The sequence below is a fragment of the Limnobacter sp. SAORIC-580 genome (genome assembly GCF_013004065.1).
Taxonomy (GTDB): domain Bacteria; phylum Pseudomonadota; class Gammaproteobacteria; order Burkholderiales; family Burkholderiaceae_B; genus Limnobacter; species Limnobacter profundi.
This window is the reverse complement of the sequence record NZ_CP053084.1, coordinates 1864842-1879755: the sequence shown is the minus strand read 5'-3', so window position 1 is coordinate 1879755 and position 14914 is coordinate 1864842. Positions and strand designations below refer to the sequence as shown.

Sequence of the window (14914 nt, the reverse complement as noted above, 5' to 3'; positions counted from 1 at the left end):
ACGACCGCATGGGTTTTATCTTGGCACTGGACCAAGGCACAACCAGTTCGCGCGCTATTGTGTTCAATGCGCAGGCGCAAGTGGTGGCCAGTTCCCAGCAAGAGTTTGAGCAAATTTTTCCAAGGGCTGGTTGGGTCGAGCACCGCCCCGAAGACATTTGGAACACGCAGTTGGCTTGTGCCCGGGGCGCGATTGAAAAAGCCGGGCTTAAACCCTCGGACATTGCTGGCATTGGCATTACCAACCAACGCGAGACCACCGTGGTGTGGAATCGAAAAACCGGCAAACCCGTGTACAACGCCATTGTGTGGCAAGACCGCCGCACGGCTGCATATTGCGACAAGTTGCGTGAGCAGGGCAAGGCTGCCCTGATTCGCCGCAGTACCGGGCTGGAGCTGGATTCTTATTTTTCAGCCACGAAAGTGAACTGGATCTTGAACAATGTGCCGGGCGCCCGTGCGCAAGCTGAAGCCGGCGAACTGGCCTTTGGAACTGTGGACAGTTGGCTGATGTGGAACCTGACAGGTGCTGCGGTTCATGCAAGCGATGTCAGCAATGCTTCACGCAGCATGTTGTTGAACATCAAAACACTGAAGTGGGATTCTGAGTTGCTTCAGTTGTTTGACATACCGCCGAGCATGTTGCCACAGGTATGTGAATCAAGCGGTGAAATCGCGCGGTGTGATCCCGCAGTGTTGGGCGCAGCCATTCCAATCGCAGGTGTTGCCGGTGATCAGCAGGCAGCCACGTTTGGGCAAACGGCATTCAAACCTGGTGAAGCCAAAAATACATATGGCACTGGTTGCTTTATGTTGATGAACACCGGCACTGAAGTGGTTGAAAGCCACAACCGCCTGCTGACCACGGTGGGTTGGCAGGTGAATGGCCGAACCAGTTACATGCTTGAAGGCAGTGTATTCATGGGTGGTGCGGTGGTGCAGTGGCTGCGCGATGGTTTGGGCATTATTGAAAAATCGGCCGATGTTCAGGCGCTGGCCGCCAGTGTGCCAAGCACAGATGGCGTGTGCATGGTACCGGCATTTGCAGGCCTGGGCGCGCCCCACTGGGACCCCTATGCTCGAGGCACTTTGGTGGGCATGACAAGGGGCACCACCAAAGCGCACATTGCACGCGCGGCACTTGAAAGCATTGCCCTGCAAACGGTGGATTTGGTTCAGGCCATGCAGCGCGATGGCGCAAAACCGCTCAGTGAACTGCGCGTAGATGGTGGTGCATCGAACAACAATTTATTGATGCAAATTCAGGCTGATTTGTTGGGTGCACCGGTGGTGCGCCCCACAGTAACCGAAACCACTGCTTTGGGCGCTGCCTATTTGGCAGGCCTTGCCGTGGGTGTTTTTGACACGGAGGAAAGCTTGTTGGCCAACTGGCGGGTAGATGCACGGTTTGAACCCAAGATGAGTATTGATGAACGCGGTGCACTGCTTGATCGCTGGCACCGCGCGGTAGAACGTTCCAAAGGATGGGCAGATGCTTAGTCGTAAAAAGCACCTTGAAACACTGAAACTCAAGGCACAAGCGCAGTATGAATGGGACGTGATTGTAATTGGCGGTGGTGCTACAGGCTTGGGCAGCGCAGTGGATGCGGCCAGCCGTGGCCTGAAGGTGCTATTGCTCGAAGGGCACGATTTTGCCAAGGGCACCAGCTCAAGAGCCACCAAGTTGGCCCATGGCGGCGTGCGTTACCTGGCGCAGGGCAATTTCAGTTTGGTGAAAGAGGCCCTTGAAGAACGTGGCCGTATGTTGGTGAATGCACCCAACCTGGTCAAGCCCCTGGCTTTTGTCATTCCAGTGCGCAATGTATTCCAGAAATTCTTTTACTGGATCGGCCTGAAAATGTACGACATGCTGGCGGGTAAACTGGGTGTTGGCCCCACCACCATGATGAAGAAAAATGAGGTATTGCGTGCAGTACCCACTATTTCCCAGCAGAAATTGCATGGGGGAGTGCGCTATTTTGATGCGCAATTTGACGATGCTCGCCTGGCGATTGCCTTAATGAAAACCCTGCACAAACTGGGTGGCCTCGCGATTAACTACATGCCAGTCACTGGCTTTGTGAAAACTGCTGAGAAAGTTAATGGTGTGCAAGCCCGCGATGAATTCAGCGGCGAGTCTTTTACTTTTAAAGCCAAAGCAGTAATCAATGCCACTGGTGTGTGGGTGGACGATGTTCGTAGATTGGACTTGCCAGATTCAAAACCCATGTTGAGCCCCAGCCAAGGCGTTCATGTGGTGGTTGACCAGCACTTTTACCCAGCCAAGGAAGCCTTGCTGGTGCCCAAAACCAGCGATGGCCGTGTGTTGTTTGTGGTGCCCTGGTTGGGAAAAACCTTGATTGGCACCACAGACACGCCCCGTAAGGACTCACCTTGGGAACCCGATGCCTTGCCCGAGGAAGTCGATTTTATTTTGAAAACGGCGGGCCAATACCTGGCCAACGCGCCCACGCGCGCCGATGTTCGCAGTGTGTTTGTTGGGTTACGACCATTGGTGAGTGCGGGGGGCGAGAAGCAAAATACCAAGAGTATTTCTCGTGAGCACACAGTGATTACCGCGCCTAGCGGATTGGTGACGATCACTGGTGGCAAATGGACCACTTATCGCAGTATGGCGGAGGAGGTGGTTGATTTGGTGTGTGAACAACAGGGCTGGGTTAACAAGCCAACCCGTACCCGCTACTTGCGTCTTGAAGACGACCTTCCCATGCGAAAGCCCGGTTCTGCAATTCATGAAAATCTTGATTTGAATGAAGCGGAGATTGCGCAGGCTGTGCTGGAAGAAATGGCAGTGACCATTGAAGATGTATTGGCTCGCCGAAGCAGGGCGCTTTTTCTGGACAGCCAGGCTGCCCTGGCCTGTATGAATGAGGTGCGGTTTGTGTTGCAAAACGAGTTGCGTTATAGCGATGAGGAACTGGACCGTCAGGAGGACGAGTTCCGCAGGCTGGTGGCCCAATACAGCCTGCGCGCAGATTGTTAAAGTTTTTTTTAAAAAGAGCAGGCATGCCCTTGCACAACGGTATTGTTTGGGGCATAATCTCGCTTCTTCACAGCGGCTGTAGCTCAGTTGGATAGAGTACTTGGCTACGAACCAAGGGGTCGTGGGTTCGAATCCTGCCAGCCGCACCAAATTAAAAAAACCCTCGCTCAAAAGGCGAGGGTTTTTTGTTATTCAGGCTCTAAAAAAAACAAATGTTCTCAATACCCGTCGTCGTTGTTGCCATTTTCTTTATCGGCGCAGGCATTCTGCATTTTGTGCTGCTGGATTTCTTTTCCAGTATCGTGCCTCCGTATTTCACCAATCCGGAAGCTCTCGTCAAAATTAGTGGTGTCTTTGAAATTTTGGGTGGCATTGGCATTCTGATTGAACGCACCCGCCAGTGGGCTGCGTATGGGTTGATTGCGCTTTGTGTGGCTGTGCTACCCGCCAATATTCACATGGCCATGCACCCGGATCAATTTGCCGATATTCCCGTGGTTCTTCTGTATTTGCGCTTGCCCTTGCAGGCTTTGGTGATCTGGGTCATCTGGAAGGCCGGTCAAAGCAGGCACTTCCAAAAATAGAATAACGATTACAGTTCTCTGCGGTACACTTTAAAAAAATACAACGCAGAGGAGACGAAAACAATGTTGAAGCCAGGTCTGATGATGAAGCAGGAGATGCTGCTTTCTTCAATTTTGGTGCACGCCGAACGTTTTTACGGCTGGCAAGAAGTAGTGAGCCGCAGGGTTGAAGGTGACTTGCACCGAATCACTTTCAAGGCCATGGCAGCACGTGCCAGGCAACTTGCCAATGCATTGCATGCCTTGAACATTCAGCAGGGCGAGAACATTGCCACGATTGCGTGGAACAGTCATCGCCACATCGAAGTTTATTATGCCGTGGCGGGCATGGGGGCGATTACTCACACTTTGAACCCCAGATACACGCCTCAGCAGTTGATTTACATTATCAACCACGCACAAGACTCCACCATCTTTTTCGACCTCACCTTTGCGCCCCTGATCAAGGCGATCGCTCCGCATTGCCCCAGCGTTAAAAACTGGATTTTGTTGATTGATGAAAACAAAATGCCCGCAGAACCGCCCGTGGCCGGTTTGTTGAATTACGAAACCTTGCTCAAGGCGCAAAACGATGACTATGTGTGGCCTGAATTTGATGAAAATTCAGCTTGCACCCTGTGTTACACCTCCGGCACCACGGGCAACCCAAAAGGCATTCTGTATTCGCACCGGTCCACCATGTTGCACGCCATGATGTCCAATTGCGCGGATGCAATTGCGTTGACCCGAAAGGACACTTTATTGCCCGTTGTGCCCATGTTTCATGTGAATGCTTGGGGCTTGCCCTATGCCGCGTTGATGACAGGCTGCAAACTGGTCATGCCTGGTCCGCAACTGGATGGCCCTTCTATTTACAGTTTGCTGGAAAGCGAGAAGGTAACCGTGGCCGCGGGCGTACCGACCATTTGGCTGGGTTTGATCAATCACATGAAGCAAAACGGACTGACGTTCAGTACCTTGAAACGCTCGCTGGTGGGTGGCTCGGCCGTGCCCGTCAGTTTGATCAAAGAATTTGACGAAATGGGTGTGGAGCTGATGCAGGGTTGGGGCAGCACAGAAATGTCGCCCTTGGGTACAGTTTCCAAACTGAGCGGTGATGAGCGCAGTTTGCCCAAACAGGAGCAATACGAGATTGTCGCCAAGCAAGGGCGCACCATTTTTGGCGTGGACATGAAATTGCTGGCTGAAGATGGCACTGAATTGCCCTGGGATTTTGAGCAAAGCGGCGAGTTGCATGTGCGTGGCCACTGGGTATTGCACGAGTACTACGGTGGTGATGGTGCAAAAGCCTTCAGCCACGATGCCACGGGGAAACGCTGGTTTGCCACTGGAGACGTGGCCCGCATGGCGCCGGACGGCTTGATGCAAATTACTGATCGCACCAAAGACGTGATCAAATCGGGCGGGGAGTGGATCAGTTCAATTGATCTTGAAAACATTGCCATGTCTCACCCGGCGGTGCTTCAGTCTGCGGTGATCGCCATTCCCCATGAAAAGTGGAACGAGCGCCCCCTGCTGATTGTTGTGAAAAGGCCTGGTGCAGAAGTCAGCAAACAAGACATTCTGAATTTCTATGAAGGCCGTATTACCAAAATGCACATTCCCGACGATGTTGAGTTTGTAGACGCCATGCCGATTGGCGCAACAGGCAAGGTGCAAAAGTCGGAGTTGCGAGAGAAATTCAAAGGCTTGCGATTTGTGTAAGTGCGACAGAATGTATAAGGAAAGTTAAATTGTGAAATTTTCATCGTTTAATGGTTTAACTTTTCAATCATTGCTTTATCCTTGCCCTTTGACAATCAAGATGGGGCAGTCCAAGCATGTTGCGTTTGTTAATTTCCCTGTGTTTGCTGATGACCAGCCTGCAGGCCCAAGCACAGCAACCGGTCTACAGGTTCTCGCCAGTTAATCAGTGGGACATTCCCAAAACAGCAGCCTACTGGAACCCGATTATTCAATATGTCAGCCAGCAAAGCGGTGTTCAGCTTGAACTCAAAATCGGCAGAACTTCTGCCGATACCACTGCCTACGTATTGGCTCAAGAAGTCGAGTTTGTGTTTTCAAATCATCTGTTCAGCCCAGAGCGTGACAAGTTGGGCTGGAAGGTTTTTGGGCGACGCACCGGGCCTGCCTTGCAGGGTCAGATCGCGGTACTCGACAATTCTCCAATTCGAACGCTTGAAGAGCTGAGCAAGCAAGACATGGTTTTTGCTGGCCCGGAGGCTTTCATTGGCTACCGGGTGCCACAGGCTGAATTGATGAATCGCGGAATCGAGGTGAATGCAGTATTTGCGGGCAACCAGAACGCGGCATTTGCTCAATTGTTGGCAGGCAAAGCAAAAGCAGTGGGCAGCAATTCGGCTTTGATCGATGGTTTCACAGAAAAGCAGGGCACCAAATTCCGGGTGCTTTGGACGTCGGAGTCTTACCTGGATTTGGCTTTGATGGCTTCTGGCAAGGTGAGCACAAAAGATGTACGTGCCGTCACCAACGCTTTTATCAATATGCACAAAAGCAAAGCAGGTGCATTGATTCTCAAGCAGGCCTCCGAGTCGGTGGGTATGGATCCGAACAGCCACTTCCTGCCTGCCTATGACAAGGATTATGAAAGTTATCGCCGTTTTTATGCCACTGCACCCATGGCGGTGCGTTAATGCCAGTGTGACCTTGCGATGAAGCGAATTCGTCTATTGCCATCATCGCTGATTGGTCGCGTGTTTTTGTTATACACCGTGGCTTTGCTTTTGTTCGTTACCATCAGTTTTGTAGCGTTCTCTCGTTTTCAATACCACAGTACGCTGGAAGAGGCTCAAGACTCGGCCAACATGATGATCGAAGTGGTTGCTCAAACCGTGTCAGACAGCGCGGTAATCGGCGATTACGACACCATTCAGCGCACATTGAACAAGGCAATTACAGGCTCCCGGTTTGCATCTGCCAAGTTTATTGATTTGACGGGGGGCATTATTCGAAGTGAAAACTCTGCCATTCTAAAAAGCACTGCCCCCGCTTGGTTGCGGGACAAAGTGGCTGAGCAACTTTACGACGTGAACCGGGCCATTAACGCTGGTGGTTATGACTACGGCGTGCTGCGCTTTACCTTTGCCGTCGATGCGATTGCTGAAGGTTTTTGGGGCTTGATTCGTGTGGCCATGCTCAGTGCTGTTGGTGGCTTGATTGGCGGCATGTTGATTATCTGGTTTCCCTTGAAACGTTGGTTGGGTGCACTTGAACGCGTTGAAACCTTTGACGTCGTGCCGTCCAGTGACATTGGCGATGACTCAGAATTGTTGATTGAGAATTTGCCCACCGAGTTTCGACCTGCCTTCGAGAAGTTGAAGCGAACCACAGAACACTTGGACGGTGAGTCCAAAGCCAAAGAAGTTGCAGAAAGTGCCAACCGCGCCAAAAGCGAATTTCTGGCCAATATGAGTCATGAAATTCGTACCCCCTTGAATGGCATTATTGGCATGACAGAACTTGCGCTGGAAACCAAACTGACCAAGGTTCAGCGAGAGTTTTTACAGGTCGCCAATGATTCGGCCAACACCTTGTTGTTGATCGTGAACGAGATCCTGGACTTCTCGAAAATTGAAGCCGGCATGATGACCATTGACACGGTGGTGTTCGATCCAAAGCGAATATTTGAACAGGCACTGGGCCCCATGATTCCAAGAGCCAAATCGAAATGCCTGGAGTTGCAGTGCACTTTCTCAGAGGGGTTCCCAAAAGAATTTGCGGGCGACCCGGTACGCCTTTTGCAAATCATCAACAACATGGTGGGCAATGCGATCAAGTTCACAGAGCGCGGTGGCGTATACATTCAAGTGCAGGCAGGCAAAGATATGCACGGGGCCCAATTGCTGAAATGCTCAATTCGCGACACAGGCATTGGCGTACCGTTTGAAAAGGTCAGTGCAATTTTCAAGCCTTTTGAGCAGGCCGACTCGTCGATTACCCGAAATTTTGGAGGCACGGGCCTTGGGCTGACCATTACCCGAAGATTGGTGGAGTTGATGCGTGGCGAAGTGTGGCTAGAGAGTCAGGTGGGTGTGGGCAGCACCTTCCATTTCTCTCTGCCAGAAATGCGTTAATGGGTGGGAATTAGCGACTGGCTTTGGGGCCCCACAATTCCTCAAGGCGTTTGTCCCGTCCACAGCCGTTGCGGTAATAGCCGTAGCGAATAGGGTTTTTAATGTAGTAGTCCTGGTGGTATTCCTCAGCGGGATAAAATTTCACCACCGGCGCAACTTCCGTGTAAATGGTTTTGAATTTGCCAGCGGCCTGCAGTTTGGCTTTGCTGGCTTCAGCAATTTTTTTCTGTTCCTCATTCAGGTAATAAAACCCGCTTCGGTATTGGGTGCCACCATCGCAAAACTGGCGGTTTTTCACGGTGGGGTCGATGGTTTTCCAGAAGTACTCGACCAACTGGCTGTAGCTTACTTTGGTGTCGTCGTAAGTCACTTCAACCACCTCGGTGTGGTCCGTGCGGCCGGCACTTACTACCTTGTAATCCGGGTCTTTGTATTGCCCACCGGCGTAGCCCGAAATTGTTTTCAACACGCCAGGCACTTTGTCAAAGTCAGCCTCGGTGCACCAAAAGCAGCCGCCTCCAAACACCGCGGTTTTTGTTTCAGCCTGTGCGCCTGTCGCCGCAAGCAAGCCCAAGGCTACGGTCAAGGTTGTTTTGAGTTTCATATATGTCATTTTTTTACGCCTTGCGCACTGTGGGTAATGTTTGGCCTTCGGGAACGAACGCCAATGCCAAGCCGTTGTTGCAGTATCGCTTGCCGGTTGGGGCAGGGCCGTCGTCAAACACATGGCCCTGGTGGCCGCCACAATTGCTGCAGTGGTATTCGGTGCGCGGCAAAATCAGTTTGTAATCGGTTTTGGTATTCAATGCGCCTTTGTTGGCATCATAAAAACTGGGCCAACCAGTGCCACTGTCGTATTTGAATTGAGAAGGAAACAGCGGCAGGTTGCAGGCCGCGCACACATACGTGCCTTTGCGTTTCTCGTCGTTCAAGGGGCTGGAGAATGGGCGCTCGGTGGCCTCTTTGAACAGCACGTTGTACTGGTCTTTCTTGATGATTTTCAGCCATTCGGCTTCCGACTTATTCAGCTTGTTCATACTTGCAACCGAGCTCATGGGTTTTGTGAAAAACAGACCTGCGCCAATTGCGGCCAAACCTGCGATAACTGTACGACGTTGCATGGTGGTGTTTCCTTGTTTATCAATTACTCAATCAATATTCAGCTGCACTGGCTCAAGGCTTTTGGTGCATTCAATGCTTGAAGAACGGTATTGGATTCATTGTTCTCAACAATAACGCCCAGCCCTACATTACTCTGGTTCCAGTCGGCTGGCAGTGTGTGCCTGAACACCTGTATTCTGGATCCGGGGGATACCTTTTTCGCATCGCTCAAGTGTCGAACCACCCGATCATGCTTCAATAACTCTCCCCGATTTTCTCCTGCTTTCACTTGTTGGCTTAAATTGTCTTCGTAAAAGGCAACAAACACGCGCCCACCGGAATAACGCTCATCAAGCCATTCGGTTTTTACCTGGATTTCGACCTGATTGGCAGCCTTTCGTTCAAGCGAAACTTGCAGGCCCACGGGGGCTTTGTCTTGTTGCATCGCCGACAATCTCTGAGGTATAAGCCCTGCCTGGCCCCAGCGGCGAACTTCCCGGTTCGAGAATACATACTGCGGTGTGTAAATTTGACTTACATTTCCAGCCCGTTTGTGGGCGTATTGCCGCTCGGTGAATTGCTTTTTGGAGTAGGGGTCTTCCCAGCCAATGTAATTCCAGTAATCCACATGGAATGAAAGCGCCAAAATACTGCTTGATCGTTCCGGGGTAGTGAGTTGGCTGCTTAGCCAACGGTCGGCAGGCGGGCAACTGCTACAGCCTTCGGAGGTGTAAAGCTCGGCGACAATCATGCGCTCAGCGGGGCTTGTCCATTTGCAAGTGCCTTGCTGGCCCCAAACAGGCGCAGAGCCAAGCCCGAGAAGAGCCAAGGCACCAGTGCCTGCCATGAAGTTCAAGCAATTTGTCATACAACCCTCCGCCTGCCGCGTTTTGTTCAGGAGGGTATTCGCCGGATTTCACCGAAAGGTTACATCGCGATGCTTAGCAAATTCTGCGATTGTTAACAAGTGTGGCAAGTCCTGTGGCTACTCCGACTAAGTGACCCGTGGGTAATTTACTTACCCTGTTAGAGTTAACCTGCCTCGAAAAACCAAGTGTTGAGGCCAATTTCATAAAAACAGGAGAATGGGATGAAACTAAAAGCCTTGCTCGCGTCAGCCTTGCTGACCACTACTTTTGCTGTGCACGCACAAGACAAACCCGTGGTGCAGTTCATTGCCACAGGCGGCACCATTGCAATGAAAATTGATCCGGTGAAAAACGCCCCCGTGCCAGCCATTTCAGGTGAAGACCTGTTGGCCACCGTGCCGGATGTGGGCAAGTACGCCAACATTCAGGTCAAGAGCTTGTCCAATGTGCCTTCTGACTACATGGACCCGCCACGTTGGGTGCAATTGACCAAGGAAGTGAATGCAGCCTTGGCGCGCCCTGAAGTGGCTGGTGTCATTGTTTCTCATGGCACGGATACGCTGGAAGAAACTGCGTTTTGGCTTGATTTGACTGTGCGATCTGACAAGCCTGTGGTGTTGATTGGTGCGCAGCGAAATGCCTCATCCTCTGACTTTGACGGTCCTCGCAACCTGCTGAATGCGGTGCGCATCGCTGTGGACGCACAGTCTAAAAACAAGGGCGTAATGCTGGCCATGAATAATCAGATCAACGCTGCGCGTTACGTGACCAAAACCCACACTCAGAATGTAGAAACCTTCCAAAGCGGTGCGTTTGGTTTGATTGGTGAGGTTTATCCAGACCGTGTCATGTACGCCACCACACCGCTGCGTCGCCAAACATTTCAGCTGGTTGATGGCCCAATGCCTGAAGTAGAAATTGTCGCCATGTATGGCGGTGCCACAGGTGCTGCTTTGCGCAATGCGGTTGATCGTGGTGTGAAGGGCATTGTGGTTCAGGCGTTGGGCATGGGCAATATGAACGTGCCCATGTTTGAAGCCGTTCAATATGCCTTGTCGAAGAATGTACCCGTGGTGATCTCTACCCGAGTTCACCAAGGCCGCGTGATGGCGAACTACGGTTTTGTGGGCGGTGGCAAAACCACATTTGACGCGGGTGCAATTATGGCCGACGACTTGTCGCCTCAAAAAGCACGTATTTTGCTGATGCTGGCGATGCAATCGGGCATTAACAAAAAGGCTGACTTGCAGCCCTTGTTTGACCGATAGGTTGTACCAATCCGTTCAGGCGATGTGAGCCACTGGAAATGTCATCTGAAACTGGGTGATTTCCAGTGCTGTGACCACATCGCCAATGTCCATATCAGGAAAGGCATTGCCCAGGTTTTGCAACACATGCACGTTTGCAAAACGGGCTTTGCCCTTCGCACTTGGGCTGTATAAAAATTCCTGACCTTGCCATCGTTGACCCAGGGTTTTCATGAAACCTGGCACCAAACCCGTGTTGATCGGAAAAGAAAAGCCCTTGCCCCGATACGCCAGGTCAAATTGAGGCACGCCATCTTGATGCAGACTGATTTCCTGCAGACTTTCCGGGCCCTGTGCAACATCGAAGTTGCACAGGTTTTTCGGAATGCCCCAATTGATTCGACCATTTTTCACACTGCTCGCGCTGCTCACCACAATGTTGCTGATGGTCAACAGGCGTTTGCTCCCCAGCTTCTCGCTGAATTGCGCCGTGCCAGGAATGTACAGCAGCTCTTTGTAAGGGCCTGCATTGGAGTGCGTGTAGTCCACATACATCAACACGCTGACCGGGCACTTTAAGGAGTCGCGAATGTCCAGTGGGATACGCGCATCAGCCATCAGCTTTTCAGCTTTGCTGCGCATGACCACAATCAGGCCTTTACCGGTGAGTGTCCAAGGTGCAGGCACTTCTTCAAGGTCTGCAAACTCGTCAATGGTTGAGTCAATTGAAGTCAAGCTTTAGCCCATCTTGAAAATATTCATCTTGTGCCCGTCAGGCGTGCGAAAGTAAGCGGCATAAAAGCCGGGCATGCGTTCACCCGGTGCGCCTTCACAGGTACAGCCCAGTGTTTTTGCATGTTCATAAAATGCGTCAACCTGGGCACGGTCCTTGGCGGTCAGTGCCACCATGGTGCCATTGCCCACGGTGGCCGCCTGGCCGTTGGCAGGCTTTAGCAGACCAATGAAGGGGTTGGCCATGCTGGTGCCCCAGAAAATACCATGCGGCAATTCCAGAATACGTTTGGCACCCAGGGGCGCAAACAGCTTGTCAAAATATTCTCCACTTTTGGGCAGGTCGTTGGTGCCCAAGGTAATGTATCCAATCATCGTACTTCTCCGTGGATTCGCTGGTTTCAAGTATTGGCGGGCAGGAATTGCCCGTAACCCATTTCTTTGCCGAGCTCGGGCACAACGGCCTCGTTCTCGACTGCTATCTTGCCATTAATTAACACATGTTTTACGACACCCGGGTTGCGGTTCACCAAACGTTGCAGGCCGAAATTTTCCATGTCGCCCCAGGTCACCTGTTCAAGGTTCTGGTTCAAGGCCTCAGGATTCAAGACCACCAAATCTGCGCGGTCACCCACCCGAATTTTTCCGGCTTCAATACCTAGCCAATCGGCTTGTTCACCAGTCAATCGCCACACCGCATGTTCCATGCTCATGATGGGTTTGCCTTCTTCAATGGTTTCCTTGACCAGTTTCAGGAAGCGCAGGGGCAGGTTGTAAAAGGCCATGTTGCGAATGTGCGCACCCGCATCACTGAAGGTGATCAAGGTGTGTTTGTCTTGCACCAGTTCGCGGATAACTTCGCGCTTGTGGTTACCCACCGTGGTGTACCAGCGTAACTGGCGACCAAACTGCACTACCAAATCGAGGAACAAATCGACCACATGCACTTTGCGGGCGCGGGCCACTTCATCAAAGTTTTTGCCCACCAAATTCGCGTCTGGGCATTCAAGAATAATCGCATCACCGAAATCACGCTGCCACACGCGCGGGCTTAGTTTTTGCCCGTAAAACTTGCGGAACTGGCGGCGGTAATCTTCGTTTTGCAGCAGGCTGTTGCGCTCTACCTGGGTTCGCAGGTCCAGTGCCATTTCCCCGGCACCAAATTCTTCAAAAAACACCACATCAATGCCATCGGCGTATACGGTGAAAGGGGTGGGCAATAGTTGCCAACGGAAGGCCCCGCCAAGCCAGTTCACCACGCGACTTGAAATTTGTGCCATGGGTCGAACGGTTTTGTTGCCTTTTAAATCGATGAGCGCAATCAGCGTGGTTTTCAATGGTTTGCGTATCCAGCCCAGGGTTTCAATCAAGTATTCAAAAATTTGCAGCGGGTTGGCTGCATTGGGTGCTCCTTGATGCACGCGGCGGTATTTGCGCAAAATTTTATTCAGGCGGCGAAGCTCGCTCCAGCGGGCATAGGTGCTGGGCAGGCTTTTCGACCAGGCGCGATCGCCATCAATTTTGTCCCACTTCAGGCACATGGTTGAAAGGCCCAAAAACCCGGCCTCCATGGCCTCGGTCAGCGTGGCTTCCATTCGCTGCATTTGTGCCTCAGAGGGCTTTATTTTGCGGTCAGTCGAATCCAACAAACCCATGGTGCCCACGCGCAAATCGCTGTGGCCCAAAAATGAGATCAGATTGGGGCCAAGGGGCTGCTTTTGCACAAACTCAACCCATTGACGTGGCGTGCTCCATGTTTTTCTCTCTTGAAGAATTGGCAGTACTTTTTCACGGGGTACGGTTTCTACACGTGTAAATATGTCGGATGCGTCTTCGGCTTCGCTGCAAATCATGCTGAGTGAACAACTGCCCACCAGCACGGTGGTGACGCCGTGACGAACTGATTCGGACAAGCTTGGTGCGACGATCATTTCGGCGTCGTAGTGGGTGTGGGTATCCAGAAAGCCAGGGGTTATCCAGTGGCCATAGGCATTTATCACTTTGGGCGTGCCTTGATATTGCAAAGGCGTTTCACTGACTGCGGCGATGCGCCCGTCTTTAATGCCAATGTCGCGCAGGGCAGAGGGGCCCCCTGTGCCGTCAAAATATCGCCCACCCGTGATGACCACGTCGAAGGTCGAAGCTGTCATGTCTGTCTCCAATTCTCATTTTTTTCAAATGTAACAAGAAATCTTGTCGAATTGGAAAAAACTTTTATCTCCGGTCGTAAATCACCTCCTTGCTGCCCGTGGGCAGGCTGATGAAATCACCATCTTCCCCGATGCGGAAGGGCCCTTTGAACACATCGGGTGCCTTGCCCAGGAATATTTCCCGCAAGGGTGGCAGTGGCAAGGGCGGAACAATGTGGCTCAACACCACATGTCCAACCTCGGCCTCCTGCGCCAATACGGCCACATCCAGTGGGGTGGCGTGGTAATTGGGAATATCCGAGAAAATTTTGGCCAATTTGCTTCGGTTGTTCTTGATGGCAGTCTCTTGCAAGCGGGCCACCAATTCAGGGCTCAGTGCTTCATGCACCAGAAGGTCGGCGTTGCGGGCAGCGTCTTTGACTTGCGCGTCGCTGGTGGTGTCACCACTTAGCACCACGGTTCGGCCTTTGTAAGTGATTCGATAACCTACCGCAGGGTTGATGGGCTGGTGATTCACCGCAAAAGCTTCAATTTGTAAATCGGGCAGTTGCAGTACGGTGGTGTAGATTCCTTTTTGTACCGTGAATTCATTCACATCGGCACCCGCCAGTTCGGGCGGCATGGTTGCCTCGCCATGGTGCGCTGTGCGGTAAGTCGTGTCTTGTTGGTAAGCCGTTTCAAAACCCTTCATCACCTTGTGAATTCCACTGGGGCCATGCACAGTTAACTTTTGCCCGGCGGTGTGTTGCGCCCAACGGGTCATGAGTACTTCGCCAAGACCATCAATGTGATCCGAATGAAAATGCGTAATAAACACGCCCTTGAGTTGACCTGTGGAGAAACCCATCGTCGCAATTTGTTTGGCGGCTGCACTGCCGGCATCGAATAAGAACATGTCCTTGCCTGCAATCACCAAGGTGCAGGGGGCAGCACGATCCGGGTCGGGGAAGGGCGAACCTGTTCCACACAGCCCAATATGCAAGCCGTCGCTGAGCGCAGCGATTGGGTCTTGCATGCGTTTGCTGGCCACTTTCTCGATCATGGCCAAGGTGATCTCATGGCGCTGAACGTAAGCCACAGCGGCACCTGCAGCGATTAGAACGACAGCGCCAATCATCAGTTTTTTGACCATGT

14 protein-coding genes and 1 tRNA gene are annotated in these 14914 nt (G+C 52.0%); 8 read left to right on the top strand and 7 right to left on the bottom strand.

What is annotated here, in order from left to right; all coding sequences use genetic code 11:
- Positions 1-8: 8 nt before the first annotated feature.
- The 7 genes from glpK to HKT17_RS08730 all read left to right on the top strand — a co-directional run bounded on the left by glpK (position 9) and on the right by HKT17_RS08730 (position 7681).
- Complete coding sequence (glpK, locus tag HKT17_RS08760; protein WP_171099367.1) at positions 9-1499, top strand: glycerol kinase GlpK; 1491 nt, start codon at positions 9-11, stop codon at positions 1497-1499.
- Positions 1492-3003, top strand: a complete 1512-nt coding sequence (locus tag HKT17_RS08755) for a glycerol-3-phosphate dehydrogenase/oxidase (RefSeq protein ID WP_171099364.1) — start codon at positions 1492-1494, stop codon at positions 3001-3003. Before glpK ends, HKT17_RS08755 begins: the two co-directional genes overlap by 8 nt.
- Before the next feature lie 72 nt (positions 3004-3075).
- Positions 3076-3152 (top strand) — tRNA-Arg (locus HKT17_RS08750).
- Positions 3153-3215: 63 nt separating this feature from the next.
- Complete coding sequence (locus tag HKT17_RS08745) at positions 3216-3587, top strand: DoxX family protein (protein ID WP_171099361.1); 372 nt, start codon at positions 3216-3218, stop codon at positions 3585-3587.
- Positions 3588-3650: 63 nt separating this feature from the next.
- On the top strand, positions 3651-5291 hold the full coding sequence (locus HKT17_RS08740; protein ID WP_171099359.1) for a 3-(methylthio)propionyl-CoA ligase: 1641 nt from the start codon (positions 3651-3653) through the stop codon (positions 5289-5291).
- A gap of 116 nt (positions 5292-5407) precedes the next feature.
- On the top strand, positions 5408-6241 hold the full coding sequence (locus HKT17_RS08735) for a phosphate/phosphite/phosphonate ABC transporter substrate-binding protein (protein WP_171099357.1): 834 nt from the start codon (positions 5408-5410) through the stop codon (positions 6239-6241).
- A gap of 18 nt (positions 6242-6259) precedes the next feature.
- The gene (locus tag HKT17_RS08730) at positions 6260-7681 is read left to right on the top strand and encodes an ATP-binding protein (protein WP_171099355.1); all 1422 of its coding nucleotides are present in this window, start codon (positions 6260-6262) and stop codon (positions 7679-7681) included.
- Positions 7682-7691: 10 nt separating this feature from the next.
- Here HKT17_RS08730 and msrA read toward each other — a convergent pair whose 3' ends face one another.
- From msrA to HKT17_RS08715, 3 genes are read right to left on the bottom strand one after another with little or no spacing between them, the layout of a single operon-like run.
- Positions 7692-8294, bottom strand: coding sequence for a peptide-methionine (S)-S-oxide reductase MsrA (msrA, locus tag HKT17_RS08725; protein ID WP_205882399.1), 603 nt, complete (start codon positions 8292-8294; stop codon positions 7692-7694).
- Positions 8295-8298: 4 nt separating this feature from the next.
- Positions 8299-8802 carry a peptide-methionine (R)-S-oxide reductase MsrB gene (gene msrB, locus HKT17_RS08720; RefSeq protein ID WP_171099351.1) on the bottom strand — a complete coding sequence of 168 codons (504 nt, stop codon included), beginning with the start codon at positions 8800-8802 and terminating at the stop codon, positions 8299-8301.
- A gap of 38 nt (positions 8803-8840) precedes the next feature.
- Positions 8841-9650: a DUF1223 domain-containing protein gene (locus HKT17_RS08715; protein WP_171099349.1), complete on the bottom strand. Its 810-nt coding sequence runs from the start codon at positions 9648-9650 to the stop codon at positions 8841-8843.
- A gap of 222 nt (positions 9651-9872) precedes the next feature.
- On the opposite strand from HKT17_RS08715, the gene HKT17_RS08710 reads away from it, so the two are divergent.
- Positions 9873-10919 carry an asparaginase gene (locus HKT17_RS08710; protein WP_105029274.1) on the top strand — a complete coding sequence of 349 codons (1047 nt, stop codon included), beginning with the start codon at positions 9873-9875 and terminating at the stop codon, positions 10917-10919.
- A 15-nt stretch (positions 10920-10934) separates the two neighbouring features.
- Here the strand turns inward: HKT17_RS08710 and HKT17_RS08705 are convergent, their stop codons facing one another.
- The 4 genes from HKT17_RS08705 to HKT17_RS08690 form a co-directional block, all read right to left on the bottom strand.
- Positions 10935-11633, bottom strand: a complete 699-nt coding sequence (locus HKT17_RS08705; RefSeq protein ID WP_171099345.1) for a hypothetical protein — start codon at positions 11631-11633, stop codon at positions 10935-10937.
- 3 nt (positions 11634-11636) lie between these two features.
- The gene (locus HKT17_RS08700) at positions 11637-12005 is read right to left on the bottom strand and encodes a VOC family protein (protein WP_171099343.1); all 369 of its coding nucleotides are present in this window, start codon (positions 12003-12005) and stop codon (positions 11637-11639) included.
- Positions 12006-12031: 26 nt separating this feature from the next.
- The gene (locus HKT17_RS08695; protein ID WP_171099341.1) at positions 12032-13780 is read right to left on the bottom strand and encodes an N-acyl-D-amino-acid deacylase family protein; all 1749 of its coding nucleotides are present in this window, start codon (positions 13778-13780) and stop codon (positions 12032-12034) included.
- A 64-nt stretch (positions 13781-13844) separates the two neighbouring features.
- Positions 13845-14912 carry an MBL fold metallo-hydrolase gene (locus HKT17_RS08690; RefSeq protein ID WP_171099339.1) on the bottom strand — a complete coding sequence of 356 codons (1068 nt, stop codon included), beginning with the start codon at positions 14910-14912 and terminating at the stop codon, positions 13845-13847.
- Positions 14913-14914 lie beyond the last annotated feature (2 nt).

Bases quoted from the DNA above. Each gene is read 5' to 3' on its own strand.
- msrB (WP_171099351.1), bottom strand. From the start codon at position 8,802: ATGCAACGTCGTACAGTTATCGCAGGTTTGGCCGCAATTGGCGCAGGT.
- HKT17_RS08700 (WP_171099343.1), bottom strand. From the start codon at position 12,005: ATGATTGGATACATTACCTTGGGCACCAACGACCTGCCCAAAAGTGGA.
- HKT17_RS08690 (WP_171099339.1), bottom strand. From the start codon at position 14,912: ATGGTCAAAAAACTGATGATTGGCGCTGTCGTTCTAATCGCTGCAGGT.
- HKT17_RS08745 (WP_171099361.1), top strand. From the start codon at position 3,216: ATGTTCTCAATACCCGTCGTCGTTGTTGCCATTTTCTTTATCGGCGCA.
- msrA (WP_205882399.1), bottom strand. From the start codon at position 8,294: ATGACATATATGAAACTCAAAACAACCTTGACCGTAGCCTTGGGCTTG.
- glpK (WP_171099367.1), top strand. From the start codon at position 9: ATGGGTTTTATCTTGGCACTGGACCAAGGCACAACCAGTTCGCGCGCT.
- HKT17_RS08715 (WP_171099349.1), bottom strand. From the start codon at position 9,650: ATGACAAATTGCTTGAACTTCATGGCAGGCACTGGTGCCTTGGCTCTT.
- HKT17_RS08695 (WP_171099341.1), bottom strand. From the start codon at position 13,780: ATGACAGCTTCGACCTTCGACGTGGTCATCACGGGTGGGCGATATTTT.
- HKT17_RS08730 (WP_171099355.1), top strand. From the start codon at position 6,260: ATGAAGCGAATTCGTCTATTGCCATCATCGCTGATTGGTCGCGTGTTT.
- HKT17_RS08740 (WP_171099359.1), top strand. From the start codon at position 3,651: ATGTTGAAGCCAGGTCTGATGATGAAGCAGGAGATGCTGCTTTCTTCA.
- HKT17_RS08755 (WP_171099364.1), top strand. From the start codon at position 1,492: ATGCTTAGTCGTAAAAAGCACCTTGAAACACTGAAACTCAAGGCACAA.
- HKT17_RS08735 (WP_171099357.1), top strand. From the start codon at position 5,408: ATGTTGCGTTTGTTAATTTCCCTGTGTTTGCTGATGACCAGCCTGCAG.
- HKT17_RS08710 (WP_105029274.1), top strand. From the start codon at position 9,873: ATGAAACTAAAAGCCTTGCTCGCGTCAGCCTTGCTGACCACTACTTTT.